This window comes from Variovorax sp. GW821-FHT10B04, assembly GCF_059415645.1.
The window spans coordinates 175599-191731 of record NZ_JBWKNQ010000001.1 but is presented as its reverse complement, the minus strand read 5'-3'; the positions used below and the strand labels follow the sequence as shown (position 1 = coordinate 191731).

The following is a 16133-nucleotide window of genomic DNA, read 5'->3' as shown; positions in this document are numbered from 1 at the left end:
TCATATCCCGAACGGCCATCGCGTGATGGCGGGATTTCCGCAGCCGGTGGGTGTCCCTAGGCTCGCGTTGACCCAGCGGCCGCCCGACCCGACCCGATTCAAGGTCCGCACCACGCGTGGTTCGCCGCGCATGGCCGGGTCACCGCCCCCTGTTCATTCTGAGATGGATCGCACCATGCCAACCCTCGTCCTGCCTTTTCGGTCTCCCATCGCCCGGCTCCGCGCCACGGCGCTCTGCCTGTGCGTTGCGCTGCTCGCAGCGTGCGGCGGCGGCGGCAGCAGCGCCGACGCACCGCCACCCGGCGCCGGCGTTCCGCCGCCATCCGATGGGGTCACGCCAGCGGTGACGGCGCCCGTCATCACGCAGCAGCCCGCGAACCTCTCGGTCGCCAGCGGACAGAGGGCGAGCTTCACGGTCGTCGCCAGCGGCACCGCACCCCTGGCCTACCAATGGCAGCGCAACGGCGCCGACATCGCAGGCGCAACGTCCGCGGCCTATTCGGTTGCCGCCACCGCGCCGATCGACAGCGGCGCGGTCTTTCGCGCGGTCGTCAGCAACACGGCGGGAAGGGCGACCAGCAATGGCGCCACGCTCACGGTCACCAGCGTGGCACCGGTGCTGGCGATCACGCAGCAGCCGGCGAATGCAGCGGTGACCGCCGGCAATCCGGTGTCGCTGGTCGTGGGCGGAAGCTGCAGCAGCGGCACGCTGGCGGTCCAGTGGCAGCGTGCCGCGGCAGGCACCTTCACCGACATCGCCGCCGCGACGGCGGCCAACTATTCGTTCACGGCATCTGCGAGCGACAACGGCGCGCAGTTCCGCGCGAACCTGAGTTGCAGCGGCCAGTCGACCACGGCCAGCGGTGTCGCCGTGCTGACGGTCTCGATGCCCGCCGCGCTGACCTTGCGCTACCTTGGCGAGAACACGCGCGACCCGGCCCGGATCATTCCCGGCGCGGTGGTCCGCGAACCGGCGGGCAGCTACGCATTCGTCAGCGGCAACCTGATCAAGCGGCTGTCGGCGGACCAGTCGTCCATCACTTTCGTGACGGGCACCAACGGCTCGGGCGCCATCGACGGCGGCCCCGCCGTCGCATCGTTCAACACGCCCAAGGGCCTGACGGTCGACGTGGCCGGCAACCTGTACGTCGCCGACACCAACAACTACACGATCCGCAAGGTCACCGCGGACGGCACGGTGTCGACGATCGCCGGGGTGGCGAACGCGGGCGGCGCCGTCAATGGCACGGGGCCCGCCGCGAGCTTCTACCTCCCGACCGGGATCGCCATGGGGCCGGACGGCAACCTGTATGTCGCCGACTCGGGCAACAACAAGATCCGGCGCGTCACACCTGCCGGCATGGTCACCGACGTTGCCGGCACCGCGCTGGCCGGCTTCAAGGAGGGCGCCGCGAGCAGTGCCCAGTTCTCCTCGCCGTTCGACGTGGCCGTGGCCGCCAACGGCGACGTGTATGTCTCGGACACCGGCAACAGCCGGATCCGCCGGATCTCGGTGGCCGGCGTGGTCACGACGCTTGCCGGCACCGGCTCGAACGCCACGCTCGCCCCGCAGAACGGCATCGGCACGGCGGCCGACATCCCCGGGCCCAACCATCTGGCCATCAGCGGCAACACCTTGTATGTCTATGACGCGGCCGGCCTGATCCGTGCGATCGACATCACGACCGCCGCGGTCACGACCTTCGCGGGCACGCCCGGCAATCCGGGGCCGGGATATGTCGACGGCCTGCCGGGGCACGCCTTCCTCGACAACTCGCAGCAGAACGGCATCACGCCGACCGGCGATGGCGGCCTGATGATCGGCGACCGGCGCGCGCTGCGCATCACCGATGCGACCGGCCGTGTGCGGTCGATCGCGACCGACACCTTCAACTTCTCGGGTGGCACCAGCGACACCACGACCGGCGTGCTGGCGCAGTTGCCCTTCGGGCTGGCGATCAACCGGGCCAATTCCCTGTTTGCCGACCCGGCCGGTGGCGTCGTCGTGGCCGACAACGCCGCCAGGTCGATCCGTCGCATCGACAACACCGGGAGCGTCACGCTGCTGGCGGGCCTGCCCGGATCGCCCGCCGGTGTGGTGGATGGCAAGCGGAACGAAGCCGTCTTCGCCAACGTCGGCGACTCGGTGACGGTGGCGTCCGACGGCACGGTCTTTACCTCGGACAACTACGGGGTGCGCCGCATCTCGCCCGACGGCACGACGACGTTGCTGGCGGGTTCCAGCACGACATTCGGCTATGCCGACGGATCGGCGTCGATCGCGCTGTTCAACACCAACCGCGGCATGGCCATCGCGCCGAATGGCGATCTGTTCGTGTCGGACGCCGGCAGCCAGACGATCCGGCGCGTGAACGCCGTCACCGGCGCGACGAGCACCTATGCGGGCGTCTTCAATCGCTCGCGGCTGGATGGCACGCTGGCCACCGCGGGGTTCCCGGGGCCGGGGCAGCTCAACACGGCGCCCGACGGCTCCCTGTGGGTCAACGACGGGGGCTTCCTGCGCCACATCGCAATCGACGGCACGGTCACGTCGCTGCAGGGCCTATCGTCGGTCCGCAGCTTCGCGATCGATACCGACGGAACGATCTACATCGGTGCCATCGGCGGCCTGTACTCGGTCCAGGCCGGCGTGACCTCGGGCATCGTCACGCCGACCCTGCTGATCCCCGCAGGCACCCAGCTCGCCGTGAGCCCGGCGACGGCAACGACCGGCACGAACATCGCCGCGATTGCACTGCTCGGCCACAAGCAGGTCGTGATGATCGCGGACAGCCGCCTCGCGGTCGCGACGTTGCCGTGATGTTCCGGAGACGAGACGCCCGGCCTTGCGAGCGTCTCGGCGGCTCGGGTCCGCTTCTTATTCAGCGCATCGGAACGACGCCGCCTGGTCGACATTGCCCGACACGTACTTCGGCCATTTCGGGTAGTCGCACAGCGGTCTCGTGCGCCCGGGCACACCCACGGCATCGGTGACGATCTGCCGTTCGGGTGCCGCGCCGTCGACCGACCACCGGTCGATCGCCGTGAGCGAATCCCAGCTGGCGTTGAAGACGCTGCTGCCCGCGTGCCCGTATCCGGCCACTTCGTAGAAACGCACGAACGTATCGACCTGCGCCGCGCCCATCTGCGACTGCAGGCGCTGGTAATACTGTTCGGTGGCGCGCGAACTCACGACCACGTCGACCAGTCCGTGCGCGAGCAGCAGCTTTCCACCCCGAGCCTTGAACGCCGAGATGTCGGTGCTGGCGTCCAGCAGCGCGCTGATCTCTTGCAGGCGATTCGCCCAGGCGCCGGGAGCTGCGGGATCGAAGGCCAATGCATCGAACTTCGGGTCGCGCGCAACGAAGTACCGCAGCCACTGGTCGGTGAGGACGCTCATGTACGGCGCATTGGCCGGCATGGGCCGCGCGGGTTGCGAAGCGCCGAAATTCACGAAGGTCACGTAGGGCTGAACCGGCGACTTCCAGCTGGCGATGCCGGTGTCCGCGCCCCAGACGTTGTAGCCCGGATAGCTGGTGTCGCCGTTCGCCATGGGCAGCCGGAAGTCGAGCGGGCCGTTGATGGTCTTCATCGCACGGATCTGTGCGTCCGACAGGCAGCTGTCGCCGGTGTCGGCTCCTCCGGCACATCGGACAGGCGCGCCGCGAAGCGTCGCGGTCGACGGATCGAATCGTGCGTTGCATGCCTTCTGGTTGCTGATCAGGCCGTCGACCACGCCATCCAGGCCGTCGCAGCTTTCCATCGCCGCTTCGTACAGCACGAGTCGCTTCGCGGCGTTCGGGTAGGCGCCGGGCTGTGCCAGCGCGCGGCTCAGATGATGTCCGCCCAGCAGCGCGCCCACGTCGTTCCATGCGGGGTACCACGCGATCGCGCCGTCCCAGTCCGCCGGCCATCGCTGGATGATCGTCAGCGCCTCGCGTCCGCCATTGGAGCCGCCCGCGAAATACGACTTGACCGGGCTCGTTCCGTAATGCGCCTTGATGATCGCCGCAGCGGTGTCGCGCGTCTTCTTCAAGGCATCGCCACCATAGTTGCGCAGCGCTTCGTCATGCAGGCCGAACAGCCCGTCGCGCGAACCCAGGCCATTCGATTGGTGGCCGGAGTCGCTGGCGAAGGTCGCATAGCCCTGGCCGAGAGGTGTGGGCCTGTCGACGGGACCGGCCGGGACATTGGACCTGACGCCGGGAATGGTGCCGTTGAAGCCGCCGCCGCCGAACATGACGGCCTTGCGGTTCCAGTTCACCGGCAGGCCGACCTGGAACAGGATGTTGGGCGCCGTGACGTCGACGGGCGAGATCCTCCCCGACACCTCGCAATACGCCGGGATGGCGGTGGCGCCGGAGCCGCTGGCCGCCACGAGGTTGGCCGAGGTCACCGTTGCCCCGGACGTGGGCAGACCGATCGAACCCGCCGGAACGGCCATGCCCAGGAGCTGCTCGCAACTGAGCGTGGCGGACTTCGCCGATGTGCCTGTCATGCCGGCGCTGCCTGTGTCCGGGCCCGTTCCCGTGCCGACGCACGCGGCCAGTGCCATGGCGGCGACACAGGCCGTGCCGATCGCCGTCAGTTGTCTGATTCTGCTTTTCATATGTCTCCTGCTGTTGTTGTTCGAGAGAAGGGCTTGCGGCGTGGCGCACGGGTGCGCCGCCGCCAACTCAGCCCGGCAGCGCGACTTCGATGCCCGCCTTGGCCAGCTCGAGCCGGTATTGCTCGAAGCCGGTGCCCGGTACGCATTCGTCTTCGCGGTCGCGGATTTCGTCCATGCGGGCGTGCACCTGCTGCGCGGCGTCGGGCGCATCGCCGATGAAGATGCCCCGCGTCATCGTGATGTTCGCGCTCTCGAAGCTGCCCGCGCCGGCGAGCAGGATGGCGCGCGTGGGCGCGTCGTCGCCGACCAGCGCGACCAGGCCCGGGCTGACCGCCGCGGGCTGAAGCCGCGCCAGCGCATCCGGCGCGAGAACGCCTTCCGTCATGGCCGTGGCGGCCGTGGGTGCGAGGCAGTTCACACGGATGTTCTGCCGCTCCCCTTCCAGGGCCAGCGTCTGCATCAGACCGACGAGCGCCATCTTGGCCGCGCTGTAGTTGGCCTGGCCGAAGTTGCCGTACAGCCCGGAAGACGACGTCGTCATGACGATGCGCCCGTACTTCTGCGCACGCATGTGCTCCCACACCGCCTTCACGCAGTTCACGGCCCCCATCACGTGCACATCCATCACCAGCCGGAAGTCGTCCAGCGACATCTTGGCGAAGGTCCGGTCCCGCAGGACACCGGCGTTGTTCACGAGGATGTCGATCCGTCCCCATGTCGCGATGGCGCGGGCGACCATGGCCTCCATCTGCTCGAACGCGGTGACATCGCCGCCATCGGCCAGCGCGACGCCGCCCGCCCGCACGATCTCGTCGACCACGCAATGCCCCGGCGAACCCGGCTGCGCCCCCGCGACATCGTTGACGATCACGCGCGCCCCATGGCTCGCGAGTGCCAGTGCGTGCGCCTTGCCGAGGCCGCTGCCCGCGCCCGTGACGATGGCGACGCGGCCATCCAGAAACTTCTTCATTTCGAATCCTTTGAATGCGCGCGGCGAGGAGCCCGATGCAGCGCACGGCTTGCTCCCCGAACCGCCAAGGCAGTGTCCGCCCGCAGGATCCCTGGAGTCTTCCGCCGCCGCGCAGCGAACTTGCGCGTCAGCGCAGCCGTGATGCGTTCAGGCCACGGCGGCGCTGCGCGCGCCGGTCGGTGACGTGCCGAAGCGGCGGCGGAACACGCTGCTGAAGTGCGACATGCTGTTGAACCCGCTTGCCAGCGCGATCTCGGTCACGGTCCTCGTGCCGAGTGCCGGCGACTCCAGTTCCTGGCGGCACCGCTGCAGTCGCCGCTCCCAGAGGTAGTCGGAGACCGACTGTCCGCTGCCCTTGAACAGGTAGTGCAGGGTGCGCACCGAGAGCTGGTTCGCGTGCGCGATCCTCTCCGGATTCAGCAGCGGGTTGCCGAGATGCGCGTCGATGTAGATCTGGATCTGGCGCAGGCGCTCGTCCCGGACCAGCGGCTCGGCACTCGGGCTGTCGTGGGGATCGCACTCGAGTGCCAGGGTCAGCAGGTCCAGCAGCCGCGTTCCGAGTTGCTCGCGCACGGCAGGACGAAGCGAGCCGGCCTCGAGAACCATGCTCGTGCACAGCGCGGACACGATGCGGCCCATGCCGAATCCCGTCTGGATGACCTGCGGCCTGTCCAGCGCCGCGGGTGCAAGCCGTTGCGCGAGCGCTGCGCGCGGCAGCTCCAGGTAGAAGGCGCGGTAGGCGTCCGCATTCCGGAGGCTGTAGGTGTCCGAGGCCGAAAAAAGGCAGGCGCTGCCGGGGTCGCAGGCCAGCACGCGCCCGCCTTGTTCGACCGTCTGCCCGCCCTTCTGCATGATCGCAAGGTACATGCAGTCCTTGTCCAGCTGCGCCACGTGGCTGCGGCGGCGAGTGATCTCCTGCGGCGAGAGCAGGCAGTCGGTGACGGTGACGTCGCCGAAGCTGGCTTCCTTGACGAAGCCCTGGTAGTCGTCCGTGGCGTCGCACCGGCTGTCCACGCGGACATAGAGCGAGCACAAGGCTTCCTGCCATGCCAGATGGCGCTTGAACTGGGGAAGCTCATGTGTCGAGAAAACGAGGTTCATTCCGCACTCCGGGCGTTGTGCGCGAACGTTAAGCCTCCCGCCGCAGAACGGCATCGGTAGTTGCACCGACTGAACAGTCTAAGTTTTCATTCTTCCATCCGTGAGGAGTTTTATTTACTACAGACTGATTGGTCTAAGTAGGCAGATCTCCTCCAGCCCAGAGAACGTCGAACTCGAAGGGGAGATCGGCCACGCGCGACAGGAGGTTGCGCGCGATCGTCTCCTTCACCGCTGCATCCAGGAACCCGTCGGCCGTACCTGCGAGCGTGACGGTGACGACGCTCGTGGGCCTCGTGCCCGTGTCGACACGCAGATCCGCGATGCGGACGTTTGCCGCGACGGCCGACAGCTCGAAGCGGAGCTTCTCCACCAGCGCCTGCCGGCGCAGCGCGGGCTTGAAGATCTTCCCGACCTCGGTGGTCGGCAGGGCATCCACGACGAACACATGGCGCGGCTTGGCCGGCGGCTCGTGGATGCGGCGCTGCAGGAAGGCCTGGAGCGCGTCCAGGTCCAAGTGGGCGCCGGGCAGCGCCACGGCGAACAGCACCGGCACTTCCCCCGCGTAGCCGTCGGGCATGCCGACGGCGGCGCAGGCCGACATGCCGGGAAAGGCGAGGGCGACCTCCTCGATGGCGGCGGGATCGATGTTGTGCCCGCCGCGGATGATCAGGTCCTTCTCGCGGCCCGTGAGCACGAGCCAGCCTTCGGGCGTCAGGTAGCCCAGGTCGCCCGTGATGAGCCAGCCGTCGTGCGTGAAGGCGCCCCGGGTATGGCGCGGATCCACGTACCCCGAGACGATCTGCGGGCCCCTGCAGACCACCAGCCCGATCTCGTTGGGTGCCGCCTCCGTGCGCGGGCCGCCATCGCCGTCGTTCTGCTTCCACACGGCCACCTCGGAGAACGGACAACGCAAGCCGACGCTGCCGCGCACGTGCCTGCCCGCGAAGGGTGTGGCGGCGATGGTCGCGACCGACTCCGTCATGCCGTACTGCTCGAGCAGCGGAATGCCGGCACGCTGTTCGAAGCGCTCGGCGACGGTCGCGGACAGCACGGCGCCTCCGGTCTGCGCCATGCGGAGCGACGAGATGTCGCGGTCGCCGACCGGAATCTCGCCCATGGCACCGATCGTCGTGGGAACCGATCCGGTCATGGTCGCCCGAAAATGTTCGGCGATGGCCCAGACGTTGCGGACCATGGCGGGGTCGCGATAACCCACCGGCCCCATCACGACGACGTGACCACCGGCGCCGAGGACCGACATGCCCCACGTCGACGTGCCGCCGACATGGAACATGGGCAGGCCGTTCATCCCCACATCGAACTCCGTGATCCCGAAGGACTGCGCGAAGCACCAGGCTGCGTGGACCTGGTTGCCATGCGTGTGCGGCACCAGCTTCGGCACGCCGGTCGTGCCGCCGGTGTGAAAGAGCGCGGCCAGCGTGCTGCGGTCGATGCTGCGCGGATGGGTCAGCGCATCGCCTTCGTGCGATGCCAATGCGCCGTCGAGCGACACGAATCTCCGGTCGCTGTCGTCGCATCCGCCGATGGCCAGCACCGTGTGGATCGTCGGCACCTGGTCGACCACCGCGCGCAACTTCCGCCAGAGTTCGGCGTCCGCTCCCGGCCCCGGACACACCAGGACGCGGCAGTTCTCAGCGCGAAGCAGCTCGGCCAGGATCTCGCCGGTCAGCATGTAGTTCAGGCAGCTGACGACCCCTGCGGTCTCCGCGCCCCAGATCAGCGACGGCACCTGCGCGTAGGTCTTGCTCACGATGCCGATCACGTCGTCCCCCGAGATGCCCAGCGACGCAAAGAGATTCGCGGCGCGCGTGATCTCGCGAAGCAGCTCCCGATGGGTCCACGAACCCGCGACATCGTGTGGATCCGCCGTCGCAAGGACCGTGAGCGCAGGCCGGTCGCCGTGCAGCGCCGCGGTGGCCTCGAACAGTTCGTGGAGATTGCGGGCCGGCACCAGCTCGTCGTAGGGGATCGCTTCGAGCGCGATCACGTCGTCCATCGTCCTGAGAGGTCGGATGGACGCGGTAGTCTTCATAGGGCGTTTCATGCGAGCGAAGTTTGAGGCGCGCGAACGGCGCCGACTTTCGCCCGAGCGCAAGCGTGCTGCTCTCGCGCGCAAAACGGCGCGCAAACCCGCCAGGCCCGCCACCAGCGCGCGAAACTCGGGACGCATGACCCAGCCACAACTCGTCCGCCTGGATCACCACGGCGACATCGCCGTGATGGTGATCGACAACCCGCCCGTCAACGCGTTGTCGCCCGCGGTCGCCGCGTCCATGCGCGACGCCGTCGATGCGTTCGAGCGCTGTGCGCATTCCCGCGCGCTCGTCGTGTGCTGCGTCGGGCGCACCTTCGTGGCGGGCGGCGACATCGCGAGCTTCGACGACCCTGGCTTTTCGGCGACACCGCTCAATCGCACGCTGGCACGCATGGAGAAACTGCAGCGCCCCGTGGTCGCGGCATTGCATGGCTTCGTGCTGGGCGGCGGCCTCGAGCTGGCCATGGCCTGCCATTGGCGCGTGGCTGCGCCGACGACCTGGCTTGGATTGCCGGAGATCAAGCTCGGCCTGATCCCCGGCTCGCTGGGCACACAGCGGTTGCCACGGCTGGTCGGCATGGCCAAGGCGCACGACATGATCTCCAGCGGCGAAAGCCTGGACGCGCGCGTTGCGCTGGCCTGCGGCTTGATCGACCGGGTCGATGACGCCGATGCGGCCACTGCAGGCATCGCTTTCGCAAGGCGGCTGTTGCAGCGCGGGGAGGGCGCGCGTGCCACGTGCGACGGCCCGGTCGACATGTCGGGCATGGCCGATGGCTTCTTCGCCCGCGAGCGCAGGCTGGCCTACGAGGACCGAAGCCGGTTCCCGGCCTCGCTGGCGGTCGTGGATGCACTCGAAGCCGCCATGGCGTCGTTCGACAGGGGCGAAACGGTCGAAGCCAGGCTGTTCGAAATGCTGCGCCGGTCGCCCGAATCGAAGGCGCTCCGCTATCTATTCTTCGCGCAACGAAAGTCGGCGCGCAGAACGGATGACGAAGCGGCCGATCCGGCGAGCCCGTACGCCCCGACTCACCGGGCCTTCCTCGGCGCCATCGCGCAATGGGAGCGGGACGGCGTCTCGCGCATCCGCCTGGCGCATGCATTGCGCGGCTTCGGCTTCTCGACCTTGCCCGCCGGCATGGCGGCCGACGCACGCAGCGCCCTGCACCTGGAAGAGCCACACCTCATACCGCCGCTGATCGATGCGATCGTCGATGCCGGCGCGCGCCTGCTGGAGGACGGACTCTGCGCGAGAAGCTCCGACATCGACGTCGCCTGGACCCGCGATCATGGGTTTCCGCGCTTTCTCGGCGGCCCGATGTATCACGCCGATGAATCCGGACTCGACCGTGTCGTCGAACGGCTTGCCGCCCGCGGTCTGCGGCCCAGCCGCCTGTTGAGCGAACTGGCGCGGGCCGGCGCGCGGCTGAGCGAATATCGCGCAGAAGCGCGCCCGGATTCGCGGGCTCTGGCCCGACAATGAAAACATGCCAGCCACGAAAGACCCGAACCCGGCAGCGCAGGCCCGTGGGCCGCAACTGAGGTCGCGCGAGCGTTACGATGCTCGCCTGGAGGACGTGATCTCCACCGCCGCCGAGGTGTTTGCGCGCAAGGGTTTCAGCGCGACCACCATCGACGACCTGATGGAGGCCACGGGACTCAAGCGCGGCGGCCTCTACCACTACATGACCTGCAAGGAGGACTTGCTGGTCGCGATCCATGAGCGGTTGATCGCACCGCTTCTCGCCGAAGCCGAGCGGATCGACCTGGAGCCGCACGATCCTCCGACCGCGGTGCGGATGCATGCGCATGCCCTGGCGCACAGCCTGCGGGACTATCGCCACGAGGTCATCGTGTTTCTCAATGAGTGGCGGCTGATCCGCGACGATCCCCAGTGGACGGACATTCGCCGCGCGCGGCGCGACCTCGAACACGTCATCGAACGCAGCCTGCGCCGCGGCGTCGCACGCGGCGACTTCGTCATCGCGGACACACGCCTGGCGACGCTGGGATTGCTCGGCATGTTCAATCATGCGCATCAGTGGTTCGATCCGCAGGGCCGTTATGCGGTCGAGGATCTGGCCGAGCAGTTCGCCGACATCTTCCTTCAGGGCATCCGCACGCGCTAGCGGAACGCCGGGCTTCACGGCGGACGCCGAGCCGCCCCGCACCCTTCGCCGCCGAATGCAACCGCGCGGCGCACCCCGCGTCGGCGATGCACGCTCACGACACGCGCATGCACTGCGGGGCAAGACGCTTCAATCGTTCCAGTCAAGACTAGCAGCCGCGTCGTGAAGCAGTCCCTCGACTGCGACCTCGAACGCCCGAACGCTCCGCACACCACGTGAGCGACCCCTGCTCAGCACTTTCAGTCAAAGAACTGGAGACACTCGATATGAAGAAGAAGCTTCTCACGGCCGCCACGGGGCTGTATGTTCTCGCCGCTGCGGGATCCGCGGTCGCGGCGCCCCTGAAGATCGCCATCAACGACTCGTTCTCGGGTCCGCAGGCTTCCACCGGACTGCTCTATCGGACCGCAGCGCGCTATGCCGTCGCACAGATGAACGCCGCCGGCGGATGGAACGGCCAGCCGATCGAGCTGCTGGAATACGACAACCTCGGGACGGCAGTGGGTGCCGCCGACAAGACCCGCGCCGCGATCGCCGATGGCGCGCAGATCTTCCTTCAAGGTGGCTCGTCGGTGGTCGCGGCCCAGATCACCGACGACGTGCGCAAGTACAACCTGCGCAATCCCGGCAAGGAGGTCATGTTCGTCAACATCGGCGCCGTCGCGTCGGAGCTCACCGGAGAGAAGTGCCACTTCTATCATTTCAGGATGACCGGCAATGCGCAGGTCTACGTGCGGGCGCTGGTCGCCGCCATGAAGGAGCAGGGCGCGCTGGGCACCGATGTCTACGCCATCAACCAGAACTATTCCTGGGGCCAGGACATGGAGAAGGCCATCGTCGACAACGCCGGGCCTGGCGGCTACACGGTCGTCGAGAAGACCCTTCACGACGTCAACAAGATCCAGGACTTCTCGCCCTACGTGGCGAAGATCGCGGCCTCGAAGGCGAGCACGGTACTGACCGGCAATTGGTCCAACGACCTGCTCCTGATGATGAAGGCGACGAAGGCGGCCGGACTCAAGGCGCGATTCGGCACCGTCTTCCTGGACCAGCCCGGCAACATCGCCAATGGCGGCGATCTCACCGTCGGCCACTTCGTGGCGCATCCGTTCAATTCCGAGGCCGGTGGCGCGGAGGGCGACAAGTTTGCCGCCGACTACAAGGCGAAGACGGGCCACTTCCCGGCTTTCATCGAGCCGCAGACCGTCTTCGGCCTGGCCTTGGTCCACGAGGCGCTGAAGTCGGTCAAGGCGTCCAACGGCGTGTTGAGCGTGAAGGCGTTGGCGCTGGCGATGGAGACCACGAAGGTCAAGACGCCGGTGGGCGAGCTGTCCATTCGGGCCGAAGACCATCAGGTGCTGCTGCCCGTGGTCGTCTCGACGGTGAGCAAGGACGCCAAGTACAAGGCCGACGACACGCAACTCGGCTTCAAGCCGGTCAAGGTCGTCTCGGCCAAGGATGCGAGCGCGCCCGTTCAACCCAGCTGCGTCATGCAACGTCCCTGACCTGCCACGGCGCCGGCCGCCGCGCACGTGCGGCAGCCGGCCGGTGCCATCGAATCCATGGACTACTTTCTCGTTTCTCTCTTCAATGGCGTCATCTACGGGTTGCTCCTGTTCATGGTGTCGGCGGGCCTCACGCTGATCTTCGGAATGATGGGCGTGCTCAATTTCGCGCACGCGTCGTTCTACATGCTCGGCGCCTATTTCGCCTATGCGCTGCAGCGGCCGCTTGGCTTCTGGATGGCGATCATCGCGGCGCCGATCCTCGTCGGCCTGGTCGGCGCTCTGGTGGAGCGGTATCTGCTGCGCAGGGTCCATCACCACGGCCACGCGCACGAGCTGCTGCTCACGTTCGGGGTGTCCTTCATCATCGCGGAGGTGATCAAGCTGGTGTTCGGCAATTTCCCCGTCGACTACCGTGTGCCGGCCGCGCTGGACTTCTCTGCCTTCTCGATCGGGCATTCGGAGTACCCGTTCTATCGCTTGCTGATCGGCGTCGTGGCCCTCGCCATGTTCGTGGTCATCTATGCGGTGCTGACGTACACGCGGGTCGGCATCGTCGTGCGTTCGGCCATCTACAAGCCACGCATGGTGGAAGCGCTGGGGCACAACGTGCCACTCGTCTTCATGAGCGTGTTCTCTCTGGGCGCCGCGCTCGCCGGGCTCGCTGGCGCGGTTGCCGGCGCGTTCTACACGACCAATCCCAACATGGCGATCGAACTGGGCGTGATCGTCTTTGTCGTCGTGGTCGTCGGCGGACTCGGGTCGCTGGGTGGTGCGATGGTCGCGTCGCTGCTGATCGGCGTGATCACTTCCGTCGCCGTGGGTATCGATGCGAGCTTTGCCGACCTGCTGTCGATCGTGGGCCTGCGCTCCTGGGCCATGGCGCAGGGCGGCCTGTTGTCGCTCAAGGTGTCCAGTCTCGCCGCCACCATCCCGTTCGCATTGATGCTGCTGGTGCTGCTCTTCCGGCCCCACGGCCTCATGGGGGAGAAGTCCTGAAATGAAGAAGTCCCGATGGTTCCTTCTCGCCGCTGGCCTGGCGCTGCTCGCCGCGCTGCCCGTGCTGCTGTCGCAGGGCTTGCTCAACGCCGCCATCCAGATGCTCATCGCGGCGCTCTTCGCCTGCGCCTACAACCTGTTGTGCGGGCAGGGGGGCATGCTCTCCTTCGGCCATGCGGCCTATTTCGGCATCGGCGCGTTCGCCACCGTGCACGCGATGAACGCGCTCGGAGGCGCGGGCCTGCTGCCGACGCCATTGATTCCGCTGGCTGGCGCAGTCGGCGGCTTCGCATTCGGTGCGGCGATGGGGTGGTTCGCCACGCAGCGCGCCGGCACCTACTTCGCCATGATCACGCTCGCGATCGCGGAGCTGGTCCATTCGCTGGCACCGCACATCGCCCAGGTGTTCGGAGGCGAGGGCGGAATCTCCACGATGCGCATGCCCGCGTGGGGATTCGACTTCGCCAGCACGACGCAGCTCTACTATCTCGATCTCGCCTGGGTGCTCGGCTGTCTGGCGCTGCTGTGGTTCTTCACCTTGACGCCGCTCGGTCGGCTGACGCTCGGATTGCGCGAGAACGCCCACCGCCTGCGCTTCCTGGGCTATGACGTCCATCGCGTCAGCGTCATGGTGTTCGCGGTATCCGGTGCGTTCTCGGGCGTGGCCGGCGGACTCCAGGTGCTCGGGAATGAGGCGACGAACTATGTCGTCTTCGATGCCGGGGTCTCGGCGGCCGTGGTGCTCAATACCTACATCGGCGGTGTGAACGCCTTCCTGGGCCCCGCGCTGGGGGCCGCCCTGATGACCTTCTTCGGCTATGCGGTCTCCGACCTGACGCAGTCGTGGCTTCTCTACCAGGGCATCATCTTCGTGTCCGTCATGCTGTTCATGCCCACGGGCCTGGCGGGCCTGATCCGCAACATCGGCGAGACGGTACGCAGTGCAGGCATCGCAAAGGCAGCGCCCGCCTTGCTCGCCAGCTTCCTGGCTTTCGTGCTGATCGCCGTTGCCTTCGTCTTCGTGGTCGAGCTGGCGCAGAGACTGTTCTCGCAGGACTACCAGTCCCTGGCATCGGCAAGTGCGACGGGTTGGCCGCCAGTCCGCGCTTTCGGGGCATCGTGGAATCCAATGTCGCTCGTCACCTGGTCGATCCCGCTCGCGCTGGCGGGTTGCGGCCTGCTGGTGTCGTATGCGGCGCGCAGGCTCCGCGAGCCAGACCCCGAGGGCGCCGGCCCGCTGGCCGTGGCCACCATCCGATCCGCAGGTGCCAAATGACGAGTCCCATTGTTCGACTTCGATCGGTGCACAAGAGATTCGGCGCCACCGAGATCATTCGCGGTGTCGACCTCGACCTGCTGCCCGGTGAGCGGCACGCGATCATCGGCCCGAATGGCGCCGGCAAGTCCACGCTCTTCCACCTGATTTCCGGGAACCTGGTTCCGACGTCCGGCGAGATCCGGCTGCGCGACGCGCGGATCGACGGCCTGGCGCCACAGGCGATCAATCGTCTCGGCCTGGCGCGATCGTTCCAGATCACGAACATCTTTCCGAAGCTGTCGGTCTTCGAGAACCTCCGGCTCGCGGTGATGCGGCCCTTCGGCCTGCAGTACAACGCATGGCGCCTGCTGGACCGGCACCGGCGCATCCGGCAAGAAACGGAGCGGCTGCTGGAACTCGTGCGGTTGGGGCACCGGGCGGCGTCGGTTGCGGGTGCGATGTCCTATTCGGAGCAACGGGCGCTCGAGATTGCGATGACCCTGGCGTCGGACCCCCAGGTGATCCTGCTCGACGAACCCATGGCCGGCATGTCCAACGAAGAGACCGCCTATACGGCGGCGCTGATTCGGGAAGTCACCGGCCATCGCACGCTGCTCATCGTGGAGCACGACATGGAGGTCGTGTTCTCGCTGAGCGATCGCATCAGCGTGCTGGTCTACGGGCAGGTCATCGCGACCGGCACGCCGGCGGAGATCAGGAACAACCCTCAAGTCAAGGAAGCCTATCTGGGTGAGGAGAACGCAGCATGAACGCCGCGCCATTGCTGTCGGTGTCGGGACTGCACGCGCATTACGGCAAGAGCCACATCCTGCGGGGAGTGTCCTTCGACGTGGGCCGTGCGGAGATCGTGAGCCTGCTCGGCCGCAACGGCTCCGGCCGTTCGACGACGATGAAGGCGATCATGGGCCTGGTCACGCCTTCGGCCGGCTCCGTCAGGTTGGGCGGCCAGGAGGTCTCGGTTCTGCGCCCGTTCAGGATCGCCCGCACCGGACTGGCCTACGTACCGGAAGAGCGCGAGGTCTTTGCCAACCTCACGGTCGATGAGAATCTGCGCATGGGCATGCAGCCGCCAGCACCCGGCGCGCCGCAATGGACCCTCGACGAGGTGTTCGACTATTTCCCCCGCCTTCGCGAAAGGCGCAGCACCCGGGCGGGAAGTCTCTCGGGTGGCGAGCAGCAGATGCTCACCATGGGTCGTTCGTTGCTCGGCAATCCCCTGGTGATGCTGATCGACGAACCGACCGAAGGCCTCGCGCCCAAGATCGTTGCCGCGGTGGGCGAATTCATCCAGGACATCCATCGGCGCGGTGTGTCCGTCGTGCTCGTGGAGCAGAAGCTCGCGATCGCGTTGAAAGTGTCCTCTCGCGTATGCATCATGGGACACGGGCACATCGTGTTCGAGGGCACGCCTGAGGCACTGCAGCAGGACCCGGGTCTTCTCGATACGTGGCTCGCGGTCTGAGTTGACGGCGGCGTTCCTCGCGA

Annotated in this window: 12 protein-coding genes; 8 read left to right on the top strand and 4 right to left on the bottom strand. The window is 67.3% G+C overall.

Annotated features, from left to right (window positions below; genetic code table 11):
* The first annotated feature begins 175 nt into the window (after positions 1–175).
* Positions 176–2821 carry a hypothetical protein gene (locus AC07PZ_RS00915; RefSeq protein ID WP_495293117.1) on the top strand — a complete coding sequence of 882 codons (2646 nt, stop codon included), beginning with the start codon at positions 176–178 and terminating at the stop codon, positions 2819–2821.
* A 57-nt stretch (positions 2822–2878) separates the two neighbouring features.
* On the opposite strand, the gene AC07PZ_RS00910 is transcribed toward AC07PZ_RS00915, so the two are convergent.
* The 4 genes from AC07PZ_RS00910 to AC07PZ_RS00895 all read right to left on the bottom strand — a co-directional run bounded on the left by AC07PZ_RS00910 (position 2879) and on the right by AC07PZ_RS00895 (position 8733).
* Entirely contained in the window at positions 2879–4609 is a 1731-nt protein-coding gene (locus AC07PZ_RS00910; RefSeq protein WP_495293116.1) for a tannase/feruloyl esterase family alpha/beta hydrolase, read from the bottom strand.
* Between the two features lie 67 nt (positions 4610–4676).
* Positions 4677–5579, bottom strand: coding sequence for an SDR family NAD(P)-dependent oxidoreductase (locus tag AC07PZ_RS00905; protein ID WP_495293115.1), 903 nt, complete (start codon positions 5577–5579; stop codon positions 4677–4679).
* A gap of 147 nt (positions 5580–5726) precedes the next feature.
* On the bottom strand, positions 5727–6680 hold the full coding sequence (locus tag AC07PZ_RS00900; RefSeq protein WP_495293114.1) for a helix-turn-helix domain-containing protein: 954 nt from the start codon (positions 6678–6680) through the stop codon (positions 5727–5729).
* Between the two features lie 133 nt (positions 6681–6813).
* On the bottom strand, positions 6814–8733 hold the full coding sequence (locus AC07PZ_RS00895; RefSeq protein WP_495293113.1) for an AMP-binding protein: 1920 nt from the start codon (positions 8731–8733) through the stop codon (positions 6814–6816).
* A 136-nt stretch (positions 8734–8869) separates the two neighbouring features.
* On the opposite strand from AC07PZ_RS00895, the gene AC07PZ_RS00890 reads away from it, so the two are divergent.
* The 7 genes from AC07PZ_RS00890 to AC07PZ_RS00860 all read left to right on the top strand — a co-directional run bounded on the left by AC07PZ_RS00890 (position 8870) and on the right by AC07PZ_RS00860 (position 16110).
* Positions 8870–10219 (top strand): enoyl-CoA hydratase/isomerase family protein, encoded by a 1350-nt coding sequence (locus tag AC07PZ_RS00890; protein ID WP_495293112.1) that lies wholly within the window; start codon positions 8870–8872, stop codon positions 10217–10219.
* A gap of 4 nt (positions 10220–10223) precedes the next feature.
* Positions 10224–10865, top strand: a complete 642-nt coding sequence (locus tag AC07PZ_RS00885) for a TetR/AcrR family transcriptional regulator (protein WP_495293111.1) — start codon at positions 10224–10226, stop codon at positions 10863–10865.
* 266 nt (positions 10866–11131) lie between these two features.
* Positions 11132–12370 (top strand): branched-chain amino acid ABC transporter substrate-binding protein, encoded by a 1239-nt coding sequence (locus tag AC07PZ_RS00880; protein ID WP_495293110.1) that lies wholly within the window; start codon positions 11132–11134, stop codon positions 12368–12370.
* A gap of 57 nt (positions 12371–12427) precedes the next feature.
* Positions 12428–13369 (top strand): branched-chain amino acid ABC transporter permease, encoded by a 942-nt coding sequence (locus AC07PZ_RS00875; RefSeq protein WP_495293109.1) that lies wholly within the window; start codon positions 12428–12430, stop codon positions 13367–13369.
* Position 13370: 1 nt separating this feature from the next.
* Positions 13371–14645, top strand: a complete 1275-nt coding sequence (locus AC07PZ_RS00870) for a branched-chain amino acid ABC transporter permease (protein WP_495293108.1) — start codon at positions 13371–13373, stop codon at positions 14643–14645.
* Positions 14642–15397 carry an ABC transporter ATP-binding protein gene (locus AC07PZ_RS00865; RefSeq protein WP_495293107.1) on the top strand — a complete coding sequence of 252 codons (756 nt, stop codon included), beginning with the start codon at positions 14642–14644 and terminating at the stop codon, positions 15395–15397. Before AC07PZ_RS00870 ends, AC07PZ_RS00865 begins: the two co-directional genes overlap by 4 nt.
* On the top strand, positions 15394–16110 hold the full coding sequence (locus AC07PZ_RS00860) for an ABC transporter ATP-binding protein (RefSeq protein ID WP_495293106.1): 717 nt from the start codon (positions 15394–15396) through the stop codon (positions 16108–16110). The genes AC07PZ_RS00865 and AC07PZ_RS00860 overlap by 4 nt, the downstream gene beginning before the upstream one ends.
* The last annotated feature ends 23 nt before the right edge of the window (positions 16111–16133 follow it).